Origin of the sequence: Rhizobium sp. 2MFCol3.1 (assembly GCF_000377565.1) — a bacterium.
In the GTDB taxonomy this organism is placed as follows: domain Bacteria; phylum Pseudomonadota; class Alphaproteobacteria; order Rhizobiales; family Rhizobiaceae; genus Rhizobium.
Genome location: NZ_KB898371.1, coordinates 31,412 through 48,624, shown reverse-complemented (window position 1 = coordinate 48,624; position 17,213 = coordinate 31,412). Strand labels below are relative to the sequence as shown.

17 protein-coding genes are annotated in these 17,213 nt (G+C 61.6%); 6 read left to right on the top strand and 11 right to left on the bottom strand.

The annotated features are described in order from the left end of the window. Window positions 1-11 precede the first annotated feature (11 nt). The 4 genes from ugpC to D460_RS0126495 form a co-directional block, all read right to left on the bottom strand. Window positions 12-1,097: a sn-glycerol-3-phosphate ABC transporter ATP-binding protein UgpC gene (ugpC, locus tag D460_RS0126510; RefSeq protein ID WP_018901639.1), complete on the bottom strand. Its 1,086-nt coding sequence runs from the start codon at window positions 1,095-1,097 to the stop codon at window positions 12-14. A gap of 14 nt (window positions 1,098-1,111) precedes the next feature. Then, window positions 1,112-1,948 (bottom strand): carbohydrate ABC transporter permease, encoded by an 837-nt coding sequence (locus tag D460_RS0126505; protein ID WP_018901638.1) that lies wholly within the window; start codon window positions 1,946-1,948, stop codon window positions 1,112-1,114. Next, on the bottom strand, window positions 1,945-2,805 hold the full coding sequence (locus D460_RS0126500; RefSeq protein ID WP_018901637.1) for a sugar ABC transporter permease: 861 nt from the start codon (window positions 2,803-2,805) through the stop codon (window positions 1,945-1,947). Before D460_RS0126500 ends, D460_RS0126505 begins: the two co-directional genes overlap by 4 nt. A gap of 67 nt (window positions 2,806-2,872) precedes the next feature. Further along, complete coding sequence (locus D460_RS0126495) at window positions 2,873-4,147, bottom strand: ABC transporter substrate-binding protein (protein WP_018901636.1); 1,275 nt, start codon at window positions 4,145-4,147, stop codon at window positions 2,873-2,875. An 86-nt stretch (window positions 4,148-4,233) separates the two neighbouring features. Here D460_RS0126495 and D460_RS0126490 point away from each other — a divergent pair, with 86 nt between their 5' ends. The 5 genes from D460_RS0126490 (at window position 4,234) to D460_RS0126470 (ending at window position 9,503) form a co-directional block, all read left to right on the top strand. Beyond that, window positions 4,234-5,145 (top strand): helix-turn-helix domain-containing protein, encoded by a 912-nt coding sequence (locus D460_RS0126490; protein ID WP_018901635.1) that lies wholly within the window; start codon window positions 4,234-4,236, stop codon window positions 5,143-5,145. A 177-nt stretch (window positions 5,146-5,322) separates the two neighbouring features. Continuing rightward, window positions 5,323-7,119 (top strand): IlvD/Edd family dehydratase, encoded by a 1,797-nt coding sequence (locus D460_RS0126485; protein WP_026283576.1) that lies wholly within the window; start codon window positions 5,323-5,325, stop codon window positions 7,117-7,119. 197 nt (window positions 7,120-7,316) lie between these two features. Next, a complete protein-coding gene (locus D460_RS0126480; RefSeq protein ID WP_018901633.1) occupies window positions 7,317-8,477 on the top strand; it encodes a fumarylacetoacetate hydrolase family protein in 1,161 nt (386 codons plus the stop codon). Between the two features lie 136 nt (window positions 8,478-8,613). Further along, window positions 8,614-8,898: a membrane lipoprotein lipid attachment site-containing protein gene (locus D460_RS0126475; RefSeq protein ID WP_026283575.1), complete on the top strand. Its 285-nt coding sequence runs from the start codon at window positions 8,614-8,616 to the stop codon at window positions 8,896-8,898. A gap of 167 nt (window positions 8,899-9,065) precedes the next feature. Then, window positions 9,066-9,503 (top strand): helix-turn-helix transcriptional regulator, encoded by a 438-nt coding sequence (locus tag D460_RS0126470; protein ID WP_018901631.1) that lies wholly within the window; start codon window positions 9,066-9,068, stop codon window positions 9,501-9,503. Window positions 9,504-9,631: 128 nt separating this feature from the next. On the opposite strand, the gene D460_RS0126465 is transcribed toward D460_RS0126470, so the two are convergent. The 5 genes from D460_RS0126465 to D460_RS0126445 form a co-directional block, all read right to left on the bottom strand. Next, window positions 9,632-10,813, bottom strand: a complete 1,182-nt coding sequence (locus tag D460_RS0126465) for a M20 aminoacylase family protein (protein WP_018901630.1) — start codon at window positions 10,811-10,813, stop codon at window positions 9,632-9,634. Window positions 10,814-10,918: 105 nt separating this feature from the next. Then, complete coding sequence (locus D460_RS0126460) at window positions 10,919-11,698, bottom strand: amino acid ABC transporter ATP-binding protein (protein ID WP_018901629.1); 780 nt, start codon at window positions 11,696-11,698, stop codon at window positions 10,919-10,921. Next, window positions 11,695-12,627 carry an amino acid ABC transporter permease gene (locus tag D460_RS0126455; RefSeq protein WP_018901628.1) on the bottom strand — a complete coding sequence of 311 codons (933 nt, stop codon included), beginning with the start codon at window positions 12,625-12,627 and terminating at the stop codon, window positions 11,695-11,697. Before D460_RS0126455 ends, D460_RS0126460 begins: the two co-directional genes overlap by 4 nt. Further along, a complete protein-coding gene (locus tag D460_RS0126450) occupies window positions 12,624-13,514 on the bottom strand; it encodes an ABC transporter substrate-binding protein (RefSeq protein WP_026283574.1) in 891 nt (296 codons plus the stop codon). Before D460_RS0126450 ends, D460_RS0126455 begins: the two co-directional genes overlap by 4 nt. Before the next feature lie 39 nt (window positions 13,515-13,553). After that, a complete protein-coding gene (locus tag D460_RS0126445) occupies window positions 13,554-14,534 on the bottom strand; it encodes a nitrate ABC transporter substrate-binding protein (RefSeq protein WP_026283573.1) in 981 nt (326 codons plus the stop codon). A gap of 101 nt (window positions 14,535-14,635) precedes the next feature. On the opposite strand from D460_RS0126445, the gene D460_RS0126440 reads away from it, so the two are divergent. Then, window positions 14,636-15,964 (top strand): PLP-dependent aminotransferase family protein, encoded by a 1,329-nt coding sequence (locus tag D460_RS0126440; protein ID WP_018901625.1) that lies wholly within the window; start codon window positions 14,636-14,638, stop codon window positions 15,962-15,964. Between the two features lie 20 nt (window positions 15,965-15,984). On the opposite strand, the gene D460_RS0126435 is transcribed toward D460_RS0126440, so the two are convergent. Beyond that, window positions 15,985-16,677 carry a DUF4405 domain-containing protein gene (locus D460_RS0126435; RefSeq protein ID WP_018901624.1) on the bottom strand — a complete coding sequence of 231 codons (693 nt, stop codon included), beginning with the start codon at window positions 16,675-16,677 and terminating at the stop codon, window positions 15,985-15,987. 34 nt (window positions 16,678-16,711) lie between these two features. Beyond that, window positions 16,712-17,194 carry a cytochrome P460 family protein gene (locus D460_RS0126430; RefSeq protein ID WP_018901623.1) on the bottom strand — a complete coding sequence of 161 codons (483 nt, stop codon included), beginning with the start codon at window positions 17,192-17,194 and terminating at the stop codon, window positions 16,712-16,714. Between the last annotated feature and the right edge of the window lie 19 nt (window positions 17,195-17,213).

Genomic DNA, 17,213 nt, shown 5'->3' with positions numbered 1-17,213 from the left:
GAAAAGATTGGTCAGCGCAGGCGTTTGCCGGCGCTGTCGAACAGGAAGACGCGTTTTGCGGTGAGCCCGACGGTCAGCGTGTCGCGCTCCGCGGCGGTGCGTGATTCCGGGCGCTCGATGATCATCTGCTCGCCGCCTTTCGTGGTGGCGTAGATGTAGCTGGTGTTGCCGAGGTGTTCGGCGACGTCGATGGAGACGGTGAGATCCGTGTCCCCCTGCCCGGCATCGCTGAAATGCTCCGGCCGGATGCCAACCGTGACGTCAGCCCCCTTCTCGACCACCGAGGTGATCGGCAGCGACAGGCGCACGTTCTGCTCGCCGGCGATGGCGACGGTGGCCGCTCCGCCCCCCGTCTCGACCACCTTGGCTTTCAGGAAATTCATCTTCGGCGATCCGACGAAGCCGGCGACGAACTGGTTGGCGGGGTCGTCGTAGAGATCGAGCGGCGCGCCCACCTGTTCGATGTTGCCGGACCGGAGAACTACGATCTTGTCGGCGAGTGTCATCGCCTCCGTCTGGTCGTGGGTGACGTAGATCATCGTGGTGCCGAGCTGCTTGTGCAGTCGCGAGATCTCGACACGCATCTGCACGCGCAGCTCCGCATCGAGGTTGGATAGCGGCTCGTCGAACAGGAAGACCTGCGGCTCACGCACGATGGCGCGGCCGATGGCCACGCGCTGGCGCTGGCCGCCGGAGAGCTGCTTTGGACGCCGCTGCATCAGCTCGTTGATCTGCAGGATGTTGGCGGCATGCTTCACGCGCTTTTCGGTATCCGCTTTGGGATTGCCGTTCATGCGCAGGCCGAAGCTCAGATTCTCCTCGACCGTCATATGCGGGTAGAGCGCATAGGACTGGAAGACCATGGCGATACCACGGTCGGCCGGCTCGACGTCGTTGACGACCCTGCCGCCGATGTTGATCTCGCCGCCGGAGATATCCTCCAGCCCGGCGATCATGCGCAGCAGCGTGGACTTGCCGCAGCCCGAAGGGCCGACGAAGACGACGAACTCGCCATCCTTCACGTCGAGATCGGCGCCATGGATGATCTCGAGCGCGCCGAAGCGCTTGACCACGTTTTTCAAAGAAAGTTCAGACATCAGGCGTTCCCCGACTATTTGACTGCGCCGGCCGAAATGCCGGCGATGAAGTGACGTTGCAGGAACACGAAGACCACGAGGATCGGCGCGGTGAGCAGCATGGCGCCGGCCATGATGCCGCCCCATGAAACCTTGGTGAGACCGATCAGCGATCCGAGCGCCACCGGCGCGGTCATCATTCCGGGCTTGGAATTGATGAGCAGCGGCCAGAGGTAGTTGTTCCACGACGCCAGGAAGAGGATGATTGCGAGCGCCGCCATCGTCGGGCGTGCCAGCGGCAAGGCGATCCGCAGGAAGATCTGCCGCTCCTTGACCCCTTCGACACGCGCGGCATCGAAGAGTTCCGCCGGCATCATCGAGAAGGCCTGACGCATGAACAACACGCCGAGCGAGTTGAACAGCGGCGGGACGATCAGCGCCACCCAGGTGTTGGCGAGCTTGAACTCACGGGCCACCATGATGAACTGCGGGATGACGACGACGGCGAAGGGCAGCGTGATGGTGCCGAGAATGATGGCGACGACCATCGACTTTCCGACGAAGCGGTAGCGCGCCAGCGCCCAGCCCGCCATCGAGGTCAGCAGAACCGACAGGAAGGTATAGACCGAGGCGACCACGACCGAGATGAACATGGCACGCACGAAGTCTGTATCTGCCTGCAGGTTCTTGAAGTTCTCGACGAAGTTCGTCGACGGCCAGAGCACGATGTCAGGGCTGAAGATGCCGTAGTCGGGCATGGTCGAGAAGACGAACATCATCCAGATCGGAAAAAGCCAGACGATGGCGAGCGGCGTCAGCACGACATGCAGCAGCACGGTCTGCAGCATCTTGGATTGGGACTTGGACTTCATTTCTGTTCCCTCCCGACCCAGAGATTGAGCAGCGAGATGGTGATGGCGAGAATGGCCATGGTGTAGGCGATCGCCGACGCGTAGCCGAAGTTCAGCGACAGGAAGCCCTGGCGATAGAGCAGCAGGCCGAGCGTCTCGGTGCCGCCGCCGGGACCACCGCGATTGGTGATCAGGAAGGGTTCCGCGAAGAGCTGCATCGTGCCGATGACAGACAGGATGACGCAGAACAGGATGATCGGCTTCAACAGCGGCAGGGTGATATGGATGAACTGCTTGGTCTTCGACACCTTGTCGAGGGTTGCCGCCTCATAGACATCGTCGGGGATCGATTGCAGACCGGCGAGCAAGATGATGGCGTTATAGCCCGCCCAGCGCCAGGTGACGGCGATGATGACAAGCGCCATCGCGGCATTGGCATTGTCGAACCAAGAGACGGGAGACAGGCCGACCGAGGTGATCAGCTTGTTGACGATGCCGAAATCTATGCTGAACATCAGCCGGAAGACGGCGGCATAGGCCACCTCGCCGACGACGACGGGTGCGAAGAAGGCAAAGCGATAGAGCGGGCGCGCCTTCAGGAGCGGCGAGTTCAAAAGCACTGCCATGAGCGTCGCAAGCGCGATCATGACGGGCACCTGGATCACCAGGATGATCAGCGTGTTATAGAGCGCATTGTAGAAGGCGGGATCGCCGATCAGGCGACCCCAATTCACGGAAGCGCTGAATTTCCAGGGATTTACGCGCGTGTTCTGAAACGAGATCAGAAACGAGCTGATGATGGGCCATAGCCAGAAAGTGGCGAAGACGAGCAGATAGGGCGCAAGAAAAAAATATGCGCTCCGGTTCCGGATCGGCATTTCATTCTCCTCAAAGTCGAAGCGAGAGATGGAAGCCGGGCACCGAAGGGGTGCCCGGCATCGTCACTCATTCCGCAATGGGAAGGCCGGTAGCGGTCTCGATCTGCTTGGCGGCATCGTCGAGCGCCGTCTTCGCATCGGGGTAGCCGCCGGCGAAGTACTTGGTCTGCGTGGCCTTGTAGATGGCGTCAGCATCCGTCTGGAACTGCGTGCCGCGGCTCGGCTTGATCTTCGGCAGGGTCGAGAGAATATCGGCCCAGACCTTCTGGCCGCCCCAATAGGGCTGCGCCTCGTTGACGAAGGGATCCTGCACAGCCGACAGCAGCGACGGCACGAGACCGAAGGACTTCAGCATCGCGACCTGGCCTTCATTGGTGCCGAGCGCGTAGTCGACATAGGTCCAGGCGGCTTCCTTGTTGGCCGAGTTGGCGGCGATCGCCAGCGACGAGCCGCCGAGGTTGGCCGCATGCGGTCCGTCCGGCGTCAGGCTCGGCATCATGTAGACGCCCCACTTGCCCGACAGATCGGGCGAGCCCGAGCGCACGGTGCCTTCATACCAGCCGCCATACATCTGGCTGGCAGCCTTGCCGGCGGTGTTGGCCTGGATCTTTTCGTCCCAGATGGCGGCCGTCAGCGTACCGGCGTCCTTCATCTCCTTGACCTTCTCAAGGGTGGCGACGCAGGCGGGCTGGTTGATGGTGATGTTCTGGCCATCGGTCGAGAAGTAGCCGCAGCCCTGCTCGTTGGAGATCATGCGGAACCATTCGCTGTCGCCGTTGAAGTCAGCCTGCGCCATGACGACGCCTGGATTGGCGGCCGAGATTTTCTTGCCGGCGGCGATGAAATCGTCCCAGGTCTTGATCGATGCCGGATCGACGCCAGCCTTTTCATAGAAGTCGCGACGATAGAAGACGGCGACCGGGCCGGAATCCCAGGGCATGGCATAGGCGACATCGCCCACTTCAAGCTCGGTGCGCTTGAATTCGGGGAATTTCGCTTGAATTTCAGCCGTATAGCCGAGGTCCTTCAAGTTGGCGAAGCAATCCGGGAAGCGATTCCAGAAGATTTCGGCCTCGAAATTTTCGACGGTGACGATGTCAGGAAGACCCTCGCCGCCGGCAGCGCAGGCCGCAAGCATCTTGTCGAAAACCTGTTGGTTTCCAAGGTCTTCCACCGTGACCTTGATATCCGGGTGGAGCTTGTTGAAGCCCTCGAGCGTGGACTTCAGCGCCGATGCGGCGACGTTCCAGCTCCAGATGGTGAGATTGGCGGACTGCGCGAATGCGGAGCCGGATGCAAGAAGTGCAACAGCAGCGGTTGCACCGATAAGTTTGAAGCGCATTGAAAATCCTCCCTTTTCAATTGCCGTCCCTTAGCGAACGTGACTACACTAACCGCAAGGGAGCCGCTGTCTCCTAAAAAGGGAATATGGATTTGGCGGAAAGTAAGATTGAACAGAGGGCTGTCTATCAGCCGGGGGCGAGCAGCATCGAGGGATTGCCGACGGCACTCCAGATGTTTCACAACCATCCGCCGCCAATGCTCATGCCGCATTGGCATGTGCAGGTGGAGCTGAACTACATCATGCGTGGTGAGGTGCACTACCGCATGAACGGCCACGACATCAGCATGAAGGCCGGCGACATGTGCCTGTTCTGGGGCGGACAACCGCACCAGATGGACGAGAGCAGCGATGATTCGATCTATGCCGGCGGGCATCTGCCGCTGGTCTATTTCTTCCGTATGCGCGTGCCGATCAACATTTCGAGCCGGTTGATGAAGGGCGAGATTCTCTTCACGTCCGCCACCGATGCCGCCGACATCGAGAACTTTCCGCGCTGGGTGGCCTATGCGAAATCCGGGGATGCCGCCAAGGCGCAGCATGCCGTGGAGGAGATGCTTCTGCGCATCGAGCGCATCGTGCTCGAGCCCTATTCGATGCTGGCGCCAAACGGCTTGTCGGCGACCGATGATGTCGAGCAGGCCTATCCGCAATCCTCGCGCAGCGTCGCGCGCATGTGCGATTTCATCGCCTTGAACTTCCTGCACGAGATCGATTCGGTCGATATCGCCCGCGCAGCGGACCTGCATCCGAAGTATGCGATGAACCTCTTCAAGAAGACGACGGGCATGACGCTCAGCAAATACGTCAACCTGCTCAGGCTTTCGCGCGCGCAGGCGATGCTGATGAACGAAGAGGCGAATGTGCTGCAGGTAGCGATGGATAGCGGATTTGGCTCGATCAGCGCCTTCAACAAATCCTTCCGCCATATCGCCGGCATGTCGCCATCCGATTTCCGTCGCGACTCGCGCTTCATCTCGCAATATGTTCCGGCCTGAGGAAGCAACACCGTAAACGTTGCCGGAGTAATGTGAGCCGTTTCGCGCGCCGACAATCCGCCATGTTGCCGATGATACTTGGAGGTACCGATCGGCTAACCGCATGACAATACCGCAGCAAAACCAAGGAAAATGATCGTGGTCGAGAAAACACCCGCCTCATCCAGTGACACTGCAATCGACGAGAACGGGGCGCCGCAGCTTCGCTCCCGCGCCTGGTTCGACAACCTCGCCAATCCCGACATGACGGCGCTCTACCTTGAGCGCTACATGAATTTCGGCCTCAGCCAGGAAGAACTGCAATCGGGCCGGCCGATCATCGGCATTGCGCAGACGGGCTCGGACCTGTCTCCCTGCAACCGACACCATATCGAGCTGGCCAAGCGCGTGCGCGAAGGCATCCGCGATGCGGGTGGGATCGCCATCGAGTTCCCGGTCCATCCGATCCAGGAAACCGGCAAGCGCCCGACCGCCGGCCTCGACCGCAACCTCTCCTATCTCGGCCTCGTCGAGGTGCTCTACGGCTATCCGCTCGATGGCGTGGTGCTGACGATCGGCTGCGACAAGACCACGCCGGCCTGTCTCATGGCCGCGGCAACCGTGAACATCCCCGCGATCGCGTTGTCCGTCGGCCCGATGTTGAACGGCTGGTTCCGTGGAGAGCGCACGGGCTCAGGCACGATCGTCTGGAAGGCGCGCGAGATGATGGCGCGTGGCGAGATCGACTATCAGGGCTTCGTCAAGCTCGTCGCCTCCTCCGCACCTTCGACCGGCTACTGCAACACGATGGGCACGGCAACCACCATGAACTCGCTTGCCGAAGCGCTCGGCATGCAGCTGCCGGGTGCCGCAGCCATCCCCGCCCCCTACCGTGACCGCCAGGAAATCTCCTACGAAACGGGCCTGCGGATCGTCGAGATGGTGCGCGAGGATCTGAAGCCATCCGACATCCTGACCAGGGAAGCCTTCATCAACGCGATCAAGGTAAACTCCGCGATCGGCGGCTCCACCAACGCGCCGATCCACCTGAACGCCCTTGCCCGCCATGTCGGCGTCGAACTCTCGGTCGACGACTGGCAGACCCATGGCGAGGAGATCCCGCTGCTCGTCAACCTGCAGCCGGCAGGTGAATATCTGGGCGAGGATTATTACCACGCCGGCGGCGTCCCCGCCGTGATGGGCGAACTGATCAAGCATGGCCATCTCGACACCAAGGCGATGACGGTCAACGGCAAGACGGTCGGCGAGAACTACACGGCCTCGATGATCGAGGACGAGAAGGTCATCCGTCCCTTCGACCGGCCGCTGAAGGAGCGCGCCGGCTTCCGCGTGCTGAAGGGCAATCTCTTCTCCTCGGCGATCATGAAGACCAGCGTCATCTCGCCGGAGTTCCGCGACCGCTATCTCTCCAATCCCGAAGACCCGGAAGCCTTCACCGGCCGCGCCGTCGTGTTCGATGGGCCGGAGGATTATCACCACCGTATCGACGATCCGTCGCTTGCCATCGACGCCGCGACCATCCTCTTCATGCGCGGCGCCGGCCCGATCGGCTATCCGGGCGCTGCCGAAGTGGTGAACATGCGCGCACCGGACTACCTGTTGAAGCAGGGCATCTCGTCGCTCCCCTGCGTCGGCGATGGCCGCCAGTCGGGCACATCAGGCTCGCCGTCGATCCTCAACGCTTCGCCGGAAGCGGCCGCCGGTGGTGGTCTTGCGATCCTGCAGACGGGCGATCAGGTGCGCATCGACCTCAAGAAGGGAACCGCCAACATCCTGATCAGCGACGAGGAGATCGCCAAGCGGCGCGCGGAACTGGTCGCGGCCGGCGGCTATGTCTATCCGGAAAGCCAGACGCCGTGGCAGGAAATCCAGCGTTCCTATGTCGGGCAGATGGAAACCGGCGCAGTGCTGGAGCCGGCGGTGAAGTATCAGCGGATCGCCCAGACCAAGGGCATCCCGCGCGACAACCACTAAGCGGCGACGTATATCATGGGCCGGTGTCTGGACAGGCGCCGGCCCATGAGCATTTTCGGAAATAGGCGATCATTCCCCAGCATTCCGGCCTTGCCCGTCGCAGGCGAATGTGATCGATTTTGCTGCCGCTGGGTTGGAGGGCGGCGCATCCCCTGGATCATAGAGCGCGTCCATCGCTCGCGTGACGGAATATTATCATGCCTCATACCCTTCTCGACGCCGCCGCCTCGGGTGGTCTTTTCGTTGGCCGTGTCTGGAACCCTGCCGCCGAAGGCCCCAGCCTCGTGACAATCCGCGATCAACAGGTGATCGATATCACCTCGAAGGACGTGGCGACGATGAGCGCGCTTTTGGAGCGACCTGATCTCGTCGCCTTCGTCCGCTCGGCTAACGGCAAGTCGCTCGGAACGCTCGAGGATATCGCCGCAAACAGCACCGGCAAGCCGGATGCCTCGCGCCCCTACCTGCTGGCGCCGGTCGATCTGCAGGCGGTCAAGGCCTGCGGCGTCACCTTCGCGCAGTCGATGATCGAACGCGTGATCGAGGAGAAGGCGGCGGGCAATCCTGACCGGGCGGCCGCGATCCGTGAACGCGTCAGCACGCTGATCGGCGGCAGCCTCAACAATCTGAAGGCCGGATCTCCTGAAGCCGCCACGGTCAAGCAGGCGTTGATCGAGGAAGGCATGTGGTCGCAATATCTGGAGGTCGGCATCGGCCCGGATGCGGAAGTCTTCACCAAGGCGCCGGTGCTCTCCTCCGTCGGCTGGGGTGCCGATGTCGGCCTGCATCCCGTCTCGACCTGGAACAATCCGGAGCCGGAAATCGTGCTCGCGGTCAACAGCCGTGGCGAAATCCGGGGCGCCGCGCTCGGCAACGACGTCAACCTGCGCGAAGTCGAGGGGCGTTCGGCGCTGCTGCTCGGCAAGGCCAAGGACAACAACGCCTCGTGCTCGATCGGCCCGTTCATCCGCCTGCTCGATGACAGCTTCGATCTCGATGCGGTACGCAGCGCCGAGCTTGACCTGAAGGTCACCGGCCAAGATGGCTTCGTGCTTCACGGCAAGAGCTCGATGTCGAAGATCAGCCGCGATCCGACCGATCTCGTGCGCCAGACCTGCGGTGCGCATCACCAGTATCCCGATGGCTTCATGCTGTTTCTCGGAACGCTGTTTGCCCCGACGCAGGACCGCGACGCGCCGAACCAGGGTTTCACGCACAAAATCGGCGATGTCGTGGAGATTTCCTCGGCCGGCCTCGGCTCGCTCGTCAACACGGTGCGCCGCTCGAACGACTGCCTGCCCTGGACCTTCGGCATCAGCGCGCTGATGGCCAATCTGGCAAAACGCGGGATGCTTTAGGCGCGCGGCGCAAGCAGCGTTTGATGGCGGTGTAGGCCGCCATCAAAAAACATCCGGGATAAGCCGGTTTCTCCTGTCCATTCCAGGCCGCGACCATATATGCACAGCTCAAGCGAAGCGAAGATGTGAGGGTGCGGTGAAACGGACTGTGGTTGGGATTGTCGCCCTGGTTCTTCTGGCAGGATGCACGACCGGAAAGAACTATTCCGCACCCGGCCTGACGCCGATTCCCGGCAGCATCATCTATAGTGGCCAGCCCCGGACGAAGCTCACCAAGTCGCCGATCGGTTCGACCTTCCCGCACGACTTCATCGACCAGTATGGGCAGCAGGTCGAGGAGACCTACATGATCCAGCCCGACCGTACGTTGAAGATTGTCGACCGTGTGGTCCGGCCGATTCGCTTCGGCGGTAGAGATTGAACTATCCGCACGTATAGAGGGTATCTAAACGCTTTTTAATGACAGATCACCTTATCGTCATAATCCTGAGGTTGAATTTGATCGCTTGCTAAGACAAACTGTTGTTGCTGGATGGAGCCGGTTTGCCGGGGACTGTTTCGCTTTGATTCCGGCATAGGAAATACAGGATGAATGCAAAGACACCGAATGCAATCGATAGCTATGTGGGTTCCCAAGTCAGGATGCGCAGGCAGTTGCTGGGACTAAGCCAGGAAAGGTTGGCCGAACAGATCGGCGTGACGTTCCAGCAGGTGCAGAAGTACGAAAAGGGAATGAACCGGATCGGCGCCAGCCGGCTGCAGCGTATCGCTGAGGTTTTGAACACCACGCCAAGTTTCTTCTTTCAGCAGGATCCGTCGGAGCCTTTGTCGCTCGCCGGTCTCGATCTGACGGCAACGACCGATCCGGTCGCGGAATTCCTGCATTCCAAGGAAGGGCTCGCGCTCAACAAGGCGTTCATCAAGATCACGGACACGCAGCTGCGCGAAAAGATCGTGGCGCTCGTGAAGGCGATGGCGCAGACGCAGGTTGCCGCGGACAAATCCGCCGCCTCATCCAACCAATAGTGGAATTTCGGCCGCCGGCGCATCTGCGCCGCGGCCCGCATCATATAAAAGTCTGCATGACATGAAAGAAGGGGCGCCTGTTGCGGGCGCCCCTTCTTCGTTTCTTGGGAGAATTCGATGCCGAACGACTACTCGTCGAGGTAGCGTTCCGTGAGGCGTGCCCACATTGCAGCACCTGCCGTCAGGCTGTCGTCGGCGAAGTCGTACTTGGCGCTGTGCAGGATCGCCGAGTTCATGCCGTTGCCGAGGCGCAGGAAGCTGCCAGGCTTGTGCTGGAGGAAGTGCGAGAAGTCCTCGCTACCAGGGATCAGCGGGCAAAGCGCGACATTGCCTTCGCCGACCAGCTCCTCGGCCACCATGCGGGCGAACTCGGTTTCCTTCTCGGAGTTGACGACGACGGGGTTGCCGTAGGCGTAGTCGATCTCGACGGTCGCACCGAAGCCTTCGACCAGCGAGGTCGTCAGCGCCCGAATGCGCTTTTCGAGGATCTCGCGGACCTTCGGGTCGAACGAGCGCACCGTCAGAAGCATGCTCGCGCTTTCCGGGATGACGTTGGCCACTTCGCCGGCATGGATCGCGCCGACCGTGACGACAGCCGTCTGCGTCGGATCGACATTGCGCGAGATGACCGTCTGCAGCGAGACGACGAGGTTGCAGGCGACGACGACGGGATCGATCGTCAAATGCGGACGCGATGCGTGGCCGCCCTTGCCCGTGATCTTGATCTCGACCGTGTCGGCCGCCGCCATCAGCGGGCCCGAGCGCATGAGCCAGCTGCCTTCGGGCGCGCCGGGGTGGTTATGCAGGCCGAAGATGGCGTCGAACGGGAAGCGCTCGAACAGGCCGTCGTCGATCATCGCCTGGGCGCCGCTGAAGCCGCCGGCCTCTTCGGCGGGCTGGAAGATCAGGTTGACCGTGCCGTTGAACTTGCGGGTGCGCGCCAGATATTCGGCAGCGCCGAGAAGCACCGTCGTGTGGCCGTCGTGGCCGCAGGCATGCATCTTGCCGGGAACCTGGCTGGCATAGGGCTTGCCGGTCTGCTCGGTGATCGGAAGCGCGTCCATGTCGGCGCGGATCGCGATGCTCTTCTTGCCGGCGCCCTGCGTCATGCGGGCGACGACGCCGTTGCCACCGACGTTGCGGGTCACTTCATAGCCCCAGCCCTCGAGCTTTTCGGCGACGAAGCGTGCGGTTTCCGTTTCTTCAAACGACAGTTCGGGATGGGCGTGCAGATGCTGGCGGATGGCGCGCAGTTCGGCGTCCATGGGCTCGAAATCCGAAAGGCGGGCGAAATCGTTGTCGATGGTCATGTCCGTTCCAATTCTTTGCATGCGTGGTCCGCTACCGGCCCCATGTGAGGGCCGGCCGGGTCTTCGATTGCATCATGAGCGGCGCTCGGCCGGATGAGCTGGACGTTAGAGAAAGCGCGACAGGAAGGCCTGCGTGCGCGGATGCTGCGGATTGCCGATCACATCCTCGGGCTTGCCCTGCTCGACCACGACACCACCGTCCATGAACACCACTCGGTCGGCCGCCTCACGGGCAAAGCCGATCTCGTGGGTGACCACAATCATCGTCAGGCCCTGCTTGGCGAGATCGCGCATCGTCGAAAGCACTTCGCCGACGAGTTCGGGATCGAGTGCCGAAGTCGGCTCGTCGAAGAGCATCAGCTTGGGCTTGATCGCCAGTGCTCGGGCGATCGCCACGCGCTGCTGCTGGCCGCCTGAAAGCTGGCGGGGATAGGCATTCGCCTTCTCCGACAGGCCGACACGCTGCAGAAGCTGCTTGGCGTTTTCGATCGCGTCCTTGCGGTTCTCACCATGGACGCCGACCGGCGCCTCGATGATGTTCTGCAGCACCGTCATGTGCGGGTAGAGGTTGAACTGCTGGAACACCATGCCGATCTTGCGGCGCTGGCGGGCGATCCCGTTGGGCGAAAGTCGCTCCAGCCGATCCTTGCGCACCCGGTAGCCGATCTGCTCGCCATCCACCTCGATGTATCCCTTTTGAATGGACTCGAGGTGGTTGATACAGCGCAGGAAGGTGGACTTGCCCGAACCCGACGGACCGAGAACGACGACGACTTCGCCCGGCATGATGTCGAGGTCGATGCCCTTCAGCACTTCGAGATGATCGAAGGACTTGTGGACATTGCGCGCCTGAACCAGCGGCTTTGAGTTGGAGACGGCGGTCAATGGCTTGCCTCCTCTGCAGCGGCGACAGTGGCCGGCTTGGCGGTCGCGCCGTTGCGGCGTTCGCTACGGCCGTAATAGGCTTCGATGTAGCTCTGGCCGATATTGAGCACCGAGGTGATGAGCAGGTACCAGATGACGGCGACCAGCAGCATCGGAACGATCTCGAAGGTGCGGTTATAGATCGACTGCACGGAGTAGAGCAGATCGGCCATGGCGATGACGCTGACGAGCGAAGTCGCCTTGATCATGCTGATCAGCTGATTGCCCGTCGGCGGAACGATCGAGCGCATCGCCTGCGGGATGATGATCCGCCACAGCGCCCTGCCCTTGGTCATGCCGAAGGCTTCGGCGGTTTCGGCTTGGCCGCGATCGACCGACAGGAGGCCGCCGCGAATGATCTCGGCCATATAGGCCGCTTCGTTGAGCGCGAGGCCGACGATGGCAGCCGTCATCGGCGTGATCACCGCATTGGTGTCCCAGCTGATCAGCGATGGGCCGAAGGGAACTGATATCGACAGCTGCGGAAACAGCGTCGACATGTTGTACCAGAAGATCAGCTGCACCAGCAGCGGCGTGCCGCGGAAGAACCAGATGAACAGCGAGGCAAAGCCTTTCGCCAACCGGTCGTTCGACATGCGCATGATCGCGATGATCAGGCCGAGTGCGACGCCGAGGATCATCGCGATGACGGTCAGGCCAAGGCTGACATAGAGGCCGCTGATGACGGTCGGATCGAAGAAGTATTGGGCAACGACCGGCCAGCCGAAATTCTCGTTGTTGGCGACGATCCAGACGAAATCGATGACGACGATGGCGATGATCGCCCAAAGAACGAGGCGTCCCGTTCTGAACGGCGTATGCGCGGTAACGACGTCGCGGAAGTCAGCACCGCCCGAAGGCGGTGCATTGGTCGTGGTGTTGGTGCTCATTTGGGAAGCTGTCCGCCGAGGTTGAGGCCGGGTTCCTTGATCATGTTGTTCTCAAGGCCCCACTTTTTCATGATCGCGGCATAGCTGCCGTCAGCCATCAGTACCTTGATGGCGTCGATCAGGATAGGTCCGAGCGGCGAACCCTTGGGAACGACGGCGCCCTGGAAGATGTCTTCAAAGCCGTTCTTCTGGCCAACGCCGGTCAGTTCGAGCTGGCCGTTTGCCTGGCTGACGAAATAGGTGAGCGGCGCCTGCGAGGAGAAGAAGGCGTCGGCGCGCTTGGAGCGCACGGCGAGGATCGAGCTCGGCTGATCGGTGTAGGACTGGACTTCGACGCCGCTCTTGCCGTCGGCCTTGCACTTGTCCGACTGGGTCTTGATCACGCGCTCGGCGGAACCGCCGGCCATGACCGAGATGCGCTGGCCACAGGCCGTGTCGAGCGAGGTGATGCCCTTCGGGTTGCCCTTCACGGTCGCGAAGACGACGAACTCCTGAACCCAGTCGACGAAGTCGTTGGACGCTTCGCGATCCTTGTAGTCGCCAACGGGGCCGAAAGCGAACTGATAGCGGCCGGAGTTGACGCCGGCGAGCAGTGCCGGCAGGCCGCCGACCGTCTCATGCTCGATCTTGACGCCGAGGACGGCGCCCAGCGCTTCTGTCAGGTCGGCGCTGGCGCCGGTCATGACGGTGCCGGTGACGATTTCATAGGGAGGGAACGAACCGTTGTTGACGGAGATCATCTTGCCCGAGGTTTTGATGGCATCAGGCAGCTTGTCGTGCAGCGCGGCGTTGAGCGCCGGCTTCGGCAAGGCCGCGTCCTCTGCCATCGCAGCACTGGTGGCCACGGCGCTTGCCAGGACGAGGTAGGTCATTTTCTTCAGCAACATGTTCATTCCCCTTATTAATGCTGTCGTGGTTGCATGCGGTTAGGCGGTGGTACCCGTGCGGCTGCCGTCGGTATCGAACGGGAAGAGTTCCAGAGGGGTCATCTCGCGAGCGAGAATGCCCTGAGCGTGCAGCTCGGCCGAGAAATCGGCGATCATCTTCTCGTTGGCGGCAAGGCCGTTTTCATCCCAGTTCGCAGGGAGTTCGAGGGAGGTCTTCAGGAGCTCGTCGAACATCCACGGCGACGTGTCTGCATATTTGCGGCGCTTGTTCAGCCACATGCGCTGCGATTCCTCGATCAGCTGGCTGAGCTCGGCAATGATCCAGGGGTTCTCTTCCACGATCTCAGCCTTGATGCCGATGAGGTGCATGCCGGGTACATATCCCACCTCGTCGAAATATCGACGCTCGGCGCCACGGAAATCGGACAGAACCTGCCGGAAAGGTGAACCATTGGCAAAATAGCCATCCGGCATGAACGGGGTGAAGATCGCGTCGAGCTGGCCTTCGCGCAGCAGGTCGACCATCGGGCGTTCGCCGGGGGCGGCTTCGATCAGGCCGGGGCGACCGAAGCCGTCAAGCCGATCTACGATCGGATGCGCTTCCGTCAGGCGGCCAGCATACCACATCGCGTCCTCGACCTGAACGCCTTCGCGGCGCACGGCGGCGCGCGTCCAGGTGTTGCCCGAGTCGCGCCAGCCGGTGACGCCGATGCGCTTGCCTGCAAGCTGCGACAGCTCGGTGATCGGGCTGTCCTTCATGGTGATGACGCAGCGATGGCGGAAGCCGCGCATGATGAAGTTCGGAATGCCGACAACGCTGTGGTCGCCGTCGTAACGCAGCTGCGTGTAGCGGCTGAAGGACATTTCGGCTGCATCACAGGTGTCGCTCTTGCCGACATGCGAGACGAGTGTGCCGACGCGCTCGACCTTGACGTCGAGCTTCGACGACGCGACGTCGCCGAGAATGAGAGGGGTCATGTAGTCCCAGTCGCGAAGGGCAAGGCGAAGTGTGATCGGCATATGCATTCACTCTCATTAAAACTTGTCTGGCGCATCGTTAAATGTTCAAATAAGACTGATCAAATGTTATTACGTTATTGAACATTAAATATGGTGCGAAAATGAGCGATAGTCGGGATGCGGCGTGGTTTGCCCAAAAAATAACCGATCGGACGATTCGCGGGATCGCGCTCGAAACGAGCGCCCTGATCCGCGGCGGTGCGCTGCCCGTTGGCACCAAGCTGCCGGCCATTCGCGACCTGGCCTTTGCGCTTGGTATCAGCCCGGCCACGATCTCCGAGGCCTGGAGCGAATTGCGCCGCCAGAAGATCATCAGCGGCCGGGGCCGCAATGGAACATGGGTGAGCGGCGACCGCTTCGTCGCCAAGCCGGAGCGGCTGGCGAGCTCCGGCAATTACGGCGCGGAGGTGCTGAACCTGACGGCTGCTGTGCCCGATGTCACGCTTCTGCCGAGGCTCGAGCAAGCCATGGTCTACGGCGCATCGGCCGAGAATCTCAACAGTTATGAGCGCAACCGCATTCTGCCCGAGCTCGAGGCGGCGGTGAGAGAGACATGGCCCTATGAGCCCGAGGCGTTTCTCGCCACCAACGGCGGCTACAACGCCGTCTACACGCTGATGCATGCACTTGTCATGCCCGGCGCGGCGGTCGCGATCGAGAACCCCACGGCCATGCGTCTGCTTGATATTCTCGAAGATCGCGGCGCGCGCATCATTCCAGTCGAGTGCGACCACGAAGGTCCCCTGCCCTCGTCACTGCGCCAGGCGATGGCCTATCGTCCCGTCGCCTTCATATTCCAACCGCGCATCCATTCAGTCACCGGCCAGACCGTGACGAGCGCCCGCATGCAAAGCCTGGCCGACGTCCTGCGCGGTGCCGATACGCTGATCGTGGAAGATGACGGCGTCGGCGATATCTCCGATGCACCGAGGCAATCGATGGGGAATATATTCCCGGATCGGGTGATCCACATATTCTCCCTGTCGAAGACCCATGGGCCGGATCTGCGTCTGGCCGCTCTCTCCAGCTCGCGAGCGATCGTGGAGCAGATCCAGTCGTTCCGCAGTTTCAGCGCCGGCTGGACGAGCCGTATCCTGCAGGCGGCGGGCGCGTGGCTGATCCGCGATCTCGCCACGCAAGAGACCGTGCGCAAGGCCCGCGCGATCTATGCCCAGCGGCGCTACGACCTGGTGCAGGCGCTGCGCGATCGAAACATCGACGCCGCGCATGGCGCCGGCCTTTCCGCCTGGGTGCCGGTCTCTTCGGAGCCCTTCGCGATGGTGACGCTTGCTGCACGCGGCATCGCCGTGCACCCGGGCGCGAAGTTCTCGCTGGTGCCGGGAAACTACCTGCGGGTGGCGACCGCCACTTTGTCCGATCGTTGTATCGAAGTCGCGGATTCGATCGCGCTTGCGGCATCGCATGATTGAATTGACTATCAGGTCCGGCGTCAGGCGAGTTCGCGGCGCGCTCGCCGCCGCTGGCGCAGAAATTTCTTCGCGTAGTGGCCTATACAGGCATAGGTACCGACGATCGCCATGTTGCGCGCGAGGAAGCCGAGCGTATCCGCCTCGAAGTCCCAATAGAAATCGAGGGATATCCGGGCGCTGAGACGGGTGCCCATGGCCATGACGAACGAGCTTTCGACGCCATAGCAAAAGACGGCTAAGGCCAGGATGCGTAGAACGAACGTTCGCACCGCGCTGTCCCGCGTGATGCCAAGCAGGCGGCGCACCGCGTTGAGCACGGTCGTCCACTGCAGGCCGACGTGAAGGCCGACAATCACCAATGCCCAGTAGGCGACGAGGATGTGAACATCTCTGGCGATGGTTCCGCCTGCTTGCGGCACGAAGGTGGAGAGGCTTTGCGAGATCATCACGCTGGTGACCAGCAGTATGATCATCAACAGCAGAAGCGAGAGGTTCAGCGCCTTGCCGCCAAGGCCGCGCCGCAGCCTTATGCTGGTTGCGATCGTGCCATACCAGGCTCGATTGAAAATGTTGTGCGTGATCAAGAGCAGGAACATGCCGGCACCCATCAGCTCGTGCGCCAGATTGCCGGTGCCCCAATAGGCCAGCCCTGCGATCAGAAGCACGGCCGCCAGCAGATCAAGCGTCAGGCGCATGAAAAAGATCGGTCTCATCGCTTATTTCCGCGCTGAACCGGGATTGCATCCGTCATTCGATCGCCGTGCCGTTGAAGGACTGTACGCTACCGTGGCTGAACATGAACTCCTCGTCGGCGCGCGAGCTGTGACAGGACTGACAGCGAGCGGTGTTCTCGGCGAGATTGATCGTCCGATCCGGCTTGAACCACTGGAACTGCCAGTCGCCGGTCCGCCGGCTCTCAGGAAAATCAGCGCCCCAGTTCTCGCCTTTCTCCATCACGAAATAGCGAAACACCTCGCCGCCACGGTAGTCGACCAGCACCACATGGGTGCCGAGCGGCACGGACTGGCCCGATTTGATGGCATCGATGGCTGCCTGGCTGGTCAAAAGGTGCTCGGTTACCTCGCCCCGACGAACCGTTGCGTAATGCACGAGCTCATCGATATTCTCGGGAAAGGTCGTCTTGTTGGCTTCGGCATGTACCTGCCATCCAACAAAAATAGTCGTCGCCATAATGAAGGCGGCGGCTGCCGCAATGATCCCACGTGACATCGTCTTCCCCTACCGGCCG

Excerpts from the sequence above, each read along its gene's own strand:
- ugpC (WP_018901639.1), bottom strand. The coding sequence starts at position 1,097 with ATGTCTGAACTTTCTTTGAAAAACGTGGTCAAGCGCTTCGGCGCGCTC.
- D460_RS0126505 (WP_018901638.1), bottom strand. The coding sequence starts at position 1,948 with ATGAAGTCCAAGTCCCAATCCAAGATGCTGCAGACCGTGCTGCTGCAT.
- D460_RS0126500 (WP_018901637.1), bottom strand. The coding sequence starts at position 2,805 with ATGCCGATCCGGAACCGGAGCGCATATTTTTTTCTTGCGCCCTATCTG.
- D460_RS0126495 (WP_018901636.1), bottom strand. The coding sequence starts at position 4,147 with ATGCGCTTCAAACTTATCGGTGCAACCGCTGCTGTTGCACTTCTTGCA.
- D460_RS0126490 (WP_018901635.1), top strand. The coding sequence starts at position 4,234 with ATGGATTTGGCGGAAAGTAAGATTGAACAGAGGGCTGTCTATCAGCCG.
- D460_RS0126480 (WP_018901633.1), top strand. The coding sequence starts at position 7,317 with ATGCCTCATACCCTTCTCGACGCCGCCGCCTCGGGTGGTCTTTTCGTT.
- D460_RS0126470 (WP_018901631.1), top strand. The coding sequence starts at position 9,066 with ATGAATGCAAAGACACCGAATGCAATCGATAGCTATGTGGGTTCCCAA.
- D460_RS0126465 (WP_018901630.1), bottom strand. The coding sequence starts at position 10,813 with ATGACCATCGACAACGATTTCGCCCGCCTTTCGGATTTCGAGCCCATG.
- D460_RS0126455 (WP_018901628.1), bottom strand. The coding sequence starts at position 12,627 with ATGAGCACCAACACCACGACCAATGCACCGCCTTCGGGCGGTGCTGAC.
- D460_RS0126450 (WP_026283574.1), bottom strand. The coding sequence starts at position 13,514 with ATGTTGCTGAAGAAAATGACCTACCTCGTCCTGGCAAGCGCCGTGGCC.
- D460_RS0126445 (WP_026283573.1), bottom strand. The coding sequence starts at position 14,534 with ATGCCGATCACACTTCGCCTTGCCCTTCGCGACTGGGACTACATGACC.
- D460_RS0126440 (WP_018901625.1), top strand. The coding sequence starts at position 14,636 with ATGAGCGATAGTCGGGATGCGGCGTGGTTTGCCCAAAAAATAACCGAT.
- D460_RS0126435 (WP_018901624.1), bottom strand. The coding sequence starts at position 16,677 with ATGAGACCGATCTTTTTCATGCGCCTGACGCTTGATCTGCTGGCGGCC.
- D460_RS0126430 (WP_018901623.1), bottom strand. The coding sequence starts at position 17,194 with ATGTCACGTGGGATCATTGCGGCAGCCGCCGCCTTCATTATGGCGACG.